This is a genomic window from Streptomyces aureus (assembly GCF_000725495.1).
Taxonomy (GTDB): Bacteria; Actinomycetota; Actinomycetes; order Streptomycetales; family Streptomycetaceae; genus Streptomyces; species Streptomyces aureus_B.
Genome location: NZ_JNZD01000093.1, coordinates 1 through 350, shown reverse-complemented (window position 1 = coordinate 350; position 350 = coordinate 1). Strand labels below are relative to the sequence as shown.

Annotated in this window: 1 pseudogene; it reads right to left on the bottom strand. The window is 66.9% G+C overall.

Annotated features, from left to right (window positions below):
• Window positions 1–350: pseudogene (locus IO36_RS36110) on the bottom strand (alpha-1,4-glucan--maltose-1-phosphate maltosyltransferase); the annotation flags it as partial.

Here is a 350-nt window from a genome sequence, read left to right as displayed (position 1 = left end):
CCCAGTCGCGGGGGCGGAGCTCGTATTTCTCGGAGTGGAGGTATTCCTCGCTGCCGGGGCGCAGGGGGGTGTTCTCGCAGAGTTCGTAGCCGCTGTAGATGCCCCAGGTGGGGGAGAGGGTGGCGGCGAGGACGGCGCGGAGTTCGAAGGCGGGGCGTCCTCCGTGCTGGAGGAACTCGTGGAGGATGTCTGGGGTGTTGACGAAGAGGTTGGGGCGCATGCGGGCGGCGCTGTCACCGGCGAGTTCGGTGAGGTAGTCGGTGAGTTCCTCTTTGGTGTTGCGCCAGGTGAAGTAGGTGTAGGACTGCTGGAAGCCGGTCTCGGCGAGGGTGCGCATCATCGCGGGGCGG